Origin of the sequence: Providencia sp. wls1914 (assembly GCF_009706645.1) — a bacterium.
Taxonomy (GTDB): domain Bacteria; phylum Pseudomonadota; class Gammaproteobacteria; order Enterobacterales; family Enterobacteriaceae; genus Providencia; species Providencia zhijiangensis.
This window is the reverse complement of record NZ_WLUN01000008.1, coordinates 268,176-275,442: the sequence shown is the minus strand read 5'-3', so window position 1 is coordinate 275,442 and position 7,267 is coordinate 268,176. Positions and strand designations below refer to the sequence as shown.

The window sequence follows — 7,267 nt, the reverse complement described above, 5'->3', positions numbered from 1 at the left end:
CAATACTAATGAACCGTGAGGCTTAACCTGACAACACCGAAGGTGTTTTCGAGATTGAGAGATGAAGTTGATTCAATGAAGTGGGAAGCCGAGAGGTGGACACAACAGCTTGTTCAGGATTGATATTCTGGTTTAGTGGATTAAAGGCTAAACGGGAATAAACAGAATTTGTCTGGCGGCAATAGCGCGGTGGTCCCACCTGACCCCATGCCGAACTCAGTAGTGAAACGCCGTAGCGCCGATGGTAGTGTGGGGTCTCCCCATGTGAGAGTAGGGAACTGCCAGACATTAATTTAAAACTTATTGCGAAGCGATAAGTTGCCGAAAGGCAAAAAGAATAAGTGGAGCGGTAGTTCAGTTGGTTAGAATACCTGCCTGTCACGCAGGGGGTCGCGGGTTCGAGTCCCGTCCGTTCCGCCACTTAATTTAGGGGCGTAGTTCAATTGGTAGAGCACCGGTCTCCAAAACCGGGTGTTGGGAGTTCGAGTCTCTCCGCCCCTGCCAGTTACCAATTAAGTAATAATAAAAGAAGTATCTATTGATAACCCGATTATATTAATCGGGTTTTTCTTTTTGTATCCCTTAATTTTCTTCCTAACTGTGAAATTTTTTAGTATTTTTCATATCTTCATATCTTCATATCTTCATATCTTCATATCTTCATATCTGCTTTAAGTATTATTCCATTTAAGAGACATATATTTGCAATAAAAAAGGCGATAGCTCGCCCTATTTTTGAATTCTTTAATGCCTATTGTGTGTTTGGTATTGGTGTTTTAATAAGTTGATTAATTAGGACTTGCTGATCATTTTTTTTCAGCCAAATGGCATATAAAGGCTTAGTAATAACGTTATTTGAGAGTGTTTTTAACGTTGGATAATGTTGGAGCCAATGTGCTGGTAAAAATGCCGCTGAAAGCGATACAGGCAATAATTGACGCGTAATTTCTGCAGACGTCGTAATCATTACAGGGGAATCATCTTGCAGTAGAGTTGGCTCATTTTTGGGATGAAAATCAGCTCCCCATTCTAACTTGATAAAATTATATTGAGTAAGGGCTATGTTCTTTTGAGAAGCCATTAATTGAAGTTGAATAGAACCAATGATGGTACTTTCAAATTCATCCATTTTTGGTGGTTCGATCGCTATCAGTAAGTCTAATTCTCTAGAATGTAACTGTTTTACGAGTGATTGACGTGTGGAAACGCGTGCTTCTAATCGTAGTTCATCATGTTGGCTATATAGAACCTCTAACCAGCCAGTGAGATAGCTTTCCCATAATGATGACGTAGCGCCAATAGACAGTTCTGTATGCTGGGATGCGTGTGTGATCTCTTTTTTGGCTTGAAGCCATGTATTCATTAGAGATTCAGCATAGGGAACTAAACGTTCTCCAGCAGCAGTTAAACGAATATTATTACGGTGTCGTGTGAATAGGCTTGTGCCTAATTGTGTTTCTAACTGTCTGATACGAAAGCTAACGGCAGACTGGGTTAAGTAGAGAGATTCTGCGGCTCTGCCGAAGTGTCTGGTTCTACTGACTTCTAAAAAAGTTCTTAATAACTCGCTGTCCACACGTATCTCCAATAATTTTTGTCGTGATGATTTAAATGTTTTGTTTTACAGATTGTCAATGCTGTCTAATACTCCGCGCCATATAGAGTTGACCGTAATCAGTTAGGAGTGTGTCAGATGGCAGATAGCTTCATCACGACTAATCGTTTTTTTGATAATAAACATTACCCACGTGGCTTTTCTCGTCATGGTGATTTCACCATCAAAGAAGCTCAGTTGCTAGAACGTCATGGCCAAGCTTTCAATGAGCTTGATACAGGAAAACGCGCAGCGCAAACAGAAGAAGAAAAATTATTCGTCGCTGTTTGCCGTGGAGAGCGCGAACCTACAACCCTTGAAGAAAAGGTATGGGTGAAATATTCTAGCAGAATTAATCGTCCGAAGCGCTTCCATACACTATCAGGTGGTAAGCCACAGATAGATCCAACAGAAGACTATACCGATACGGATGATTAATTTCATTAGTATTAAAACAGTATAAGCATTAAAACAAATAGGGACTTAGGTCCCTTTTGTTGTTTATGTCTAATCATTAACTTTTACCTTAATTCCTTCAGCTTACTTGTTTTTGCAAATGAAGCAATAACTTATCCATTGCTCGATATCCTAGCGCCTCTAGTAAATGTTCCCGTTGTATATTCGATGAATAATTAAGATCTGCAATTGTTCTAGAAACTCTAAGAATTCTGTGCCAAGCACGAATAGATAGCCCTAGTTTATTAAGTGCATTCTCTAAGAATAGTGCATCTTCAGTGGCCAGTAGGCAGGTTTTTGTTGTTTCACTTGCGGTTAGCTGACTATTAATTTTACCAGCTCGATTGATTTGTTGGTTTCTTGCTTCAATAACTCGTAAGCGAATTTGTTTGCTAGTTTCGCCTTGATGCGTTTGCTGGCTTAAAGTACCTAGAGGGAGTAAAGGTATCTCAATAGAGAGATCAAACCTATCTAAGAATGGCCCTGAAACGCGTGATAAGTAACGTAGTACTTTTGCTGGAGAGGAACGACTCATTTCTCCTTGGTAATGCCCTGTGGGGCTAGGGTTCAGGGCGGCGATTAATTGGAAGTTAGCAGGGAAACATACCTTAGCCTTTGCTCTTGAAATGATAATTTGATGAGATTCTAGTGGTTCTCGTAAAGAGTCTAATACAGAGCGCGTGAATTCAGGTAATTCATCTAAAAATAATATACCGTGATGGGCGAGGGATATCTCTCCTGGCTTAGGTAATGAACCACCGCCAATCAAAGCGGTCATTGATGTATTGTGGTGAGGGCACCTAAATGGTCGTGTAGGCCACTTATCTATGGTTTCCATGGTTTGGCTAAGGCTATGTAATGCTGTGACTTCTAGAGCTTCTTGAGGCGTTAAGGACGGCAGTAAAGTTATCAACCGGTGGGCTAACATAGTTTTACCTGTACCGGGAGGACCTAGCAATAATAAATTGTGCCCACCTGCAGCGCTGATTTCTAATGCTCGCTTTCCTTGCTCTTGGCCTATGATATCGCAAATATCGTTTTCATAGTCAGAGGGATAAGCATGTTGAATAACTTGTTGATTAGTCGATAGTGTACTTTTTTGATGCAAGTAATGGCAAAGTTCCAGTAAAGATGTGGCAAAACTGACGCTGCTATCAGCTAATAAACTGAGTTGATATTGATTATCTTTCGATAGAATTAATTGCCTATTTTGACTTATTGCCGCTTGAGCGGCAGGGATCCCGCCGTTGACATAACGTATATCTCCGGAGAGCGCTAATTCACCAAGAAACTCATGGCGCTCTAATAACTGATCAGGAATTTGTCCGGATGCAGCAAGTATTGCAATCGCAATAGCTAAATCATAGCGACCACTTTCCTTCGGTAAATCTGCTGGCGCTAAGTTTACCGTCATCTTTTTTACAGGATATTCAAAGCCGCTATTAACCATAGCACTCCGTACTCTATCTCGCGCTTCTTTAACTGCCGTTTCTGGTAACCCAACTAAAGTTAACCCCGGTAGTCCATTACTAATATGCGCTTCAACAGTGACAAGTGGAGCGTCTAATCCAATAGATGCTCGAGTGTAAACAATCGCTAACGTCATAAATCATCTCCTTGATTGGCTAGCATAATATGCTGTTATGGATTAGACGTATTTTCCTATTGAGATTCCGATATTTGCGAAGCGACTCGATAATTAAATTGTTTAATTGCACGGTGTTTCATTTTTTTTCGAAGCGCTTTGAAGCCTTTAATTTAGCTAGTTACATTCATTTTATTTTTTGAATAATAATAGTTTCAACAGCAAATTGATTAAGTTAAGTTAATTTTTTGGATAGGCATGATGGCGTACATTTCGCTAAATCAAAGGCAGAGAGTTGAGCTGAATCATGGGTGAATATTATTGCTAATCGCTGGGTTTTTACTTTATTAATGGTTGTTTAGTCTGAATTTTTTGTAATTCATTGAATTTAAATGAGATAAAAAACTTAATCATTAAAAAAATAAATAAGGGTTGTCAAAGTAATTTTAAAATGATAACTCTTTAATAAAGATAACGATTAAAGTTGAAAAGATTAAACACATGAACAAATTCATCCAAGTGATTAGCCTAATTATTAGCGTGGTGGTGATTATTATCCCACCGTGCGGGGCTGCACTTGGACGACGAAGGCTGAAATAGTAGCCAAATCTTACGAGAACCCCGCACCGAAAGGCGCGGGGTTTTTTTTGACATAAAATTTATGCAAACCAACAAAGATAATAAAAACATAAGAAATACAAGTAAATAAACAAAGGCAGATAGGTGATAAACATGAACGGAGCACAGTGGTTAGTTCAAGCATTAAGGACACAAGGCGTTGATACTGTTTTTGGATATCCAGGTGGCGCTATCATGCCTGTTTATGACGCACTGTACGATGGTGGCGTGGAACATTTGTTGTGTCGCCATGAGCAAGGCGCAGTTATCGCAGCCATCGGATATGCTCGTTCGACAGGAAAAACAGGTGTTTGCATTGCGACCTCAGGCCCTGGAGCAACAAACGTGATTACAGGGTTGGCTGACGCATTGCTCGACTCCGTCCCTGTTGTTGCTATCACAGGGCAGGTAGCTTCAGAGTTTATTGGTACAGATGCCTTTCAGGAAATTGATGTTTTAGGGTTATCTCTGGCCTGTACAAAACATAGTTTTTTGGTGGAATCCATAGAGGACTTACCTCGTATTCTCGCTGAAGCTTTCGCAATCGCAAATAGTGGGCGTCCTGGGCCAGTACTGATTGATATTCCGAAAGATATTCAGCTGCAACATGCAGATTTATCCCCCTATTTAATGCCTGTAGAGCAACCAGACTCAACTTCTGAGGATGCAATTCAGCAAGCAAGAATGCTGTTAGAGCAGTCAGAAAAACCAATGTTGTACATTGGTGGTGGAGTCGGGATGTCTGGGGCTGTAACTGAATTGAGAGCCTTTATCGAACAGACAAAGATCCCATCAGTTGTCACCTTGAAAGGTTTAGGTGCCGTACATCCATCAGACAAAAACTATCTCGGTATGTTGGGGATGCACGGTACGAAAGCGGCTAATATTTCAGTGCAACGTTGTGATTTACTCATCGCAGTTGGTGCGCGTTTTGACGATAGAGTCACAGGTAAATTAAACACGTTTGCTCCGAATGCGAAAGTTATTCATATCGATATCGATCACGTTGAATTGGATAAATTACGTCAAACTCATGTTGCACTATTGGGTGATGCGAAAGCGTTATTGCCTCAATTGATGGTGACAAAAAACATCACGAGTTGGCAGGAAGAAGTTCAACAGCTTAAGCAGGAGTTTGGTTGGCGTTATGACCACCCAGGTGAACCCATCTACGCCCCATTATTGTTGAAACAACTGTCAGACAAAATGAAACCCAATACCGTTGTTACAACAGATGTTGGTCAGCACCAAATGTGGTCTGCTCAACATATTGTTGTTGATGGACCAGAGAACTTTTTAACTTCAAGCGGGTTAGGAACGATGGGTTTTGGGATCCCGGCAGCAGTGGGTGCTCAAGTCGCTCGACCTGAAGATACTGTTGTTTGTGTATCTGGCGATGGTTCTTTCATGATGAATGTCCAAGAGCTAGGAACGATTAAACGCAAACAGTTACCCGTTAAGATTTTATTGTTAGATAACCAACGCTTAGGAATGGTTCGTCAATGGCAAGAGCTGTTTTTCGAGCAACGCTACAGTGAAACCATTTTGACTGACAACCCAGACTTTGTTGCATTAGCGAACGCTTTTGGCATTCAAGGTCGCCGTATTACATGTAAATCAGAAGTGGACGCAGCACTCGATGAGCTACTGACAAGTGAAGGTGCGTTTTTATTACAGGTATCAATTAATGAATTAGAAAATGTCTGGCCATTGGTTCCACCAGGGGCTAGTAACGAAAAAATGATGGAGAAACCGTTATGATGCAGCATCAACTCTCGATATTAGCCCGTTTCCGCCCCGAGGTTTTAGAGCGTATTTTGCGAGTGACTCGCCATCGTGGATTTCGGATTAGTTCTATGAATGTGGATCAATTATCAGATAGTGATAATGTAAGTATCGAACTAACTGTCAGCAGCCAGAGACCGTTGGCACAGTTATGTGCACAGTTAACGAAGTTGGCAGACATCACTGAAGTTGAAATAAAACAACAAGAATCGCGACTATTACGCACACAAAGTGCAATGTAAGGAATAGATAAAATGACTAAGAAAGCTGACTTTATTTGGTTTAACGGTGAAATGACGCCATGGGCAGATGCTAAAGTTCATGTAATGTCTCACGCTCTGCATTACGGAACTTCCGTATTTGAAGGCGTCCGTTGCTATGATTCACACAAAGGACCCGTTGTTTTCCGTCATCGTGAACACATGCAGCGTTTACATGATTCTGCGAAAATTTACCGTATGCCAGTCAGCTACAGCGTCGATGAGTTAATGGAAGCTTGTCGTGCAACTCTGCGTAAAAATAACTTAGTCAGTGCCTATATTCGTCCATTAGTTTTCATTGGTGATGTGGGCATGGGCGTGAATCCACCAGATGGCTACAGTACTGATGTCATTTTAGCCGCATTCCCTTGGGGGGCGTATTTAGGTGAAGAGGCATTAGACCAAGGAATTGATGCAATGGTCTCTTCATGGAATCGTGTTGCACCAAATACTATTCCTACTGGTGCAAAAGCAGGTGGTAACTACCTATCTTCATTATTGGTTGGTAGCGAAGCGCGTCGTCATGGTTACCAAGAAGGTATCGCGCTGGATGTTCATGGTTATCTTTCTGAAGGCGCAGGCGAGAATATCTTTGAAGTGAAAGATGGCATTCTGTACACCCCACCGTTTACTTCATCAGCATTACCGGGGATCACCCGCGATGCCATTTTGACATTGGCGAAAGATATGGGAATCGAAGTGCGTGAACAAACGCTGTCTCGTGAATCTCTGTACTTAGCGGATGAAGTCTTTATGACAGGAACAGCTGCTGAAATCACTCCAGTTCGCAGTGTTGATGGTATCCAAGTTGGTATCGGTCGTTGTGGTCCTGTGACGAAGAAAATTCAGCAAGCATTCTTTGGTTTATTTAACGGTACAACAGAAGATAAATGGGGCTGGTTAGATCCAGTAAACCCTCAATAATTAAATACTATAAATTACAGGCGGTCGTTCCCCGCCTGTTTTAAA

The 7,267-nt window shown here is 41.4% G+C and carries 5 protein-coding genes, 2 tRNA genes, 1 rRNA gene and 2 pseudogenes; 8 read left to right on the top strand and 2 right to left on the bottom strand.

Annotated features, from left to right (window positions below; all coding sequences use genetic code 11):
* The first annotated feature begins 171 nt into the window (after positions 1-171).
* The 3 genes from rrf to GKR74_RS07455 all read left to right on the top strand — a co-directional run bounded on the left by rrf (position 172) and on the right by GKR74_RS07455 (position 504).
* Positions 172-287, top strand: a 5S ribosomal RNA gene (gene rrf / locus GKR74_RS07465).
* Between the two features lie 56 nt (positions 288-343).
* A tRNA-Asp gene (locus GKR74_RS07460) sits at positions 344-420 on the top strand.
* An 8-nt stretch (positions 421-428) separates the two neighbouring features.
* Positions 429-504 (top strand) — tRNA-Trp (locus tag GKR74_RS07455).
* Positions 505-751: 247 nt separating this feature from the next.
* Here the strand turns inward: GKR74_RS07455 and hdfR are convergent.
* A complete protein-coding gene (hdfR, locus tag GKR74_RS07450) occupies positions 752-1,582 on the bottom strand; it encodes an HTH-type transcriptional regulator HdfR (RefSeq protein ID WP_181478849.1) in 831 nt (276 codons plus the stop codon).
* Positions 1,583-1,693: 111 nt separating this feature from the next.
* Between hdfR and GKR74_RS07445 the strand changes: the two genes are divergently transcribed.
* Complete coding sequence (locus GKR74_RS07445) at positions 1,694-2,032, top strand: DUF413 domain-containing protein (protein WP_154603099.1); 339 nt, start codon at positions 1,694-1,696, stop codon at positions 2,030-2,032.
* Between the two features lie 88 nt (positions 2,033-2,120).
* On the opposite strand, the pseudogene GKR74_RS07440 reads toward GKR74_RS07445, so the two are convergent.
* Positions 2,121-3,656, bottom strand: a pseudogene (locus tag GKR74_RS07440) (YifB family Mg chelatase-like AAA ATPase).
* Between the two features lie 480 nt (positions 3,657-4,136).
* Here GKR74_RS07440 and ilvL point away from each other — a divergent pair.
* The 4 genes and pseudogenes from ilvL (at position 4,137) to GKR74_RS07420 (ending at position 7,222) form a co-directional block, all read left to right on the top strand.
* Entirely contained in the window at positions 4,137-4,235 is a 99-nt protein-coding gene (gene ilvL / locus GKR74_RS07435; protein ID WP_112837475.1) for an ilv operon leader peptide, read from the top strand.
* Positions 4,236-4,367: 132 nt separating this feature from the next.
* A pseudogene (gene ilvG, locus GKR74_RS07430) lies at positions 4,368-6,038 on the top strand (acetolactate synthase 2 catalytic subunit).
* Positions 6,011-6,280 carry an acetolactate synthase 2 small subunit gene (gene ilvM, locus GKR74_RS07425; RefSeq protein ID WP_036948778.1) on the top strand — a complete coding sequence of 90 codons (270 nt, stop codon included), beginning with the start codon at positions 6,011-6,013 and terminating at the stop codon, positions 6,278-6,280. The pseudogene ilvG and the gene ilvM overlap by 28 nt, the downstream one beginning before the upstream one ends.
* Before the next feature lie 12 nt (positions 6,281-6,292).
* Entirely contained in the window at positions 6,293-7,222 is a 930-nt protein-coding gene (locus GKR74_RS07420; RefSeq protein ID WP_006658220.1) for a branched-chain amino acid transaminase, read from the top strand.
* Positions 7,223-7,267: the final 45 nt, after the last annotated feature.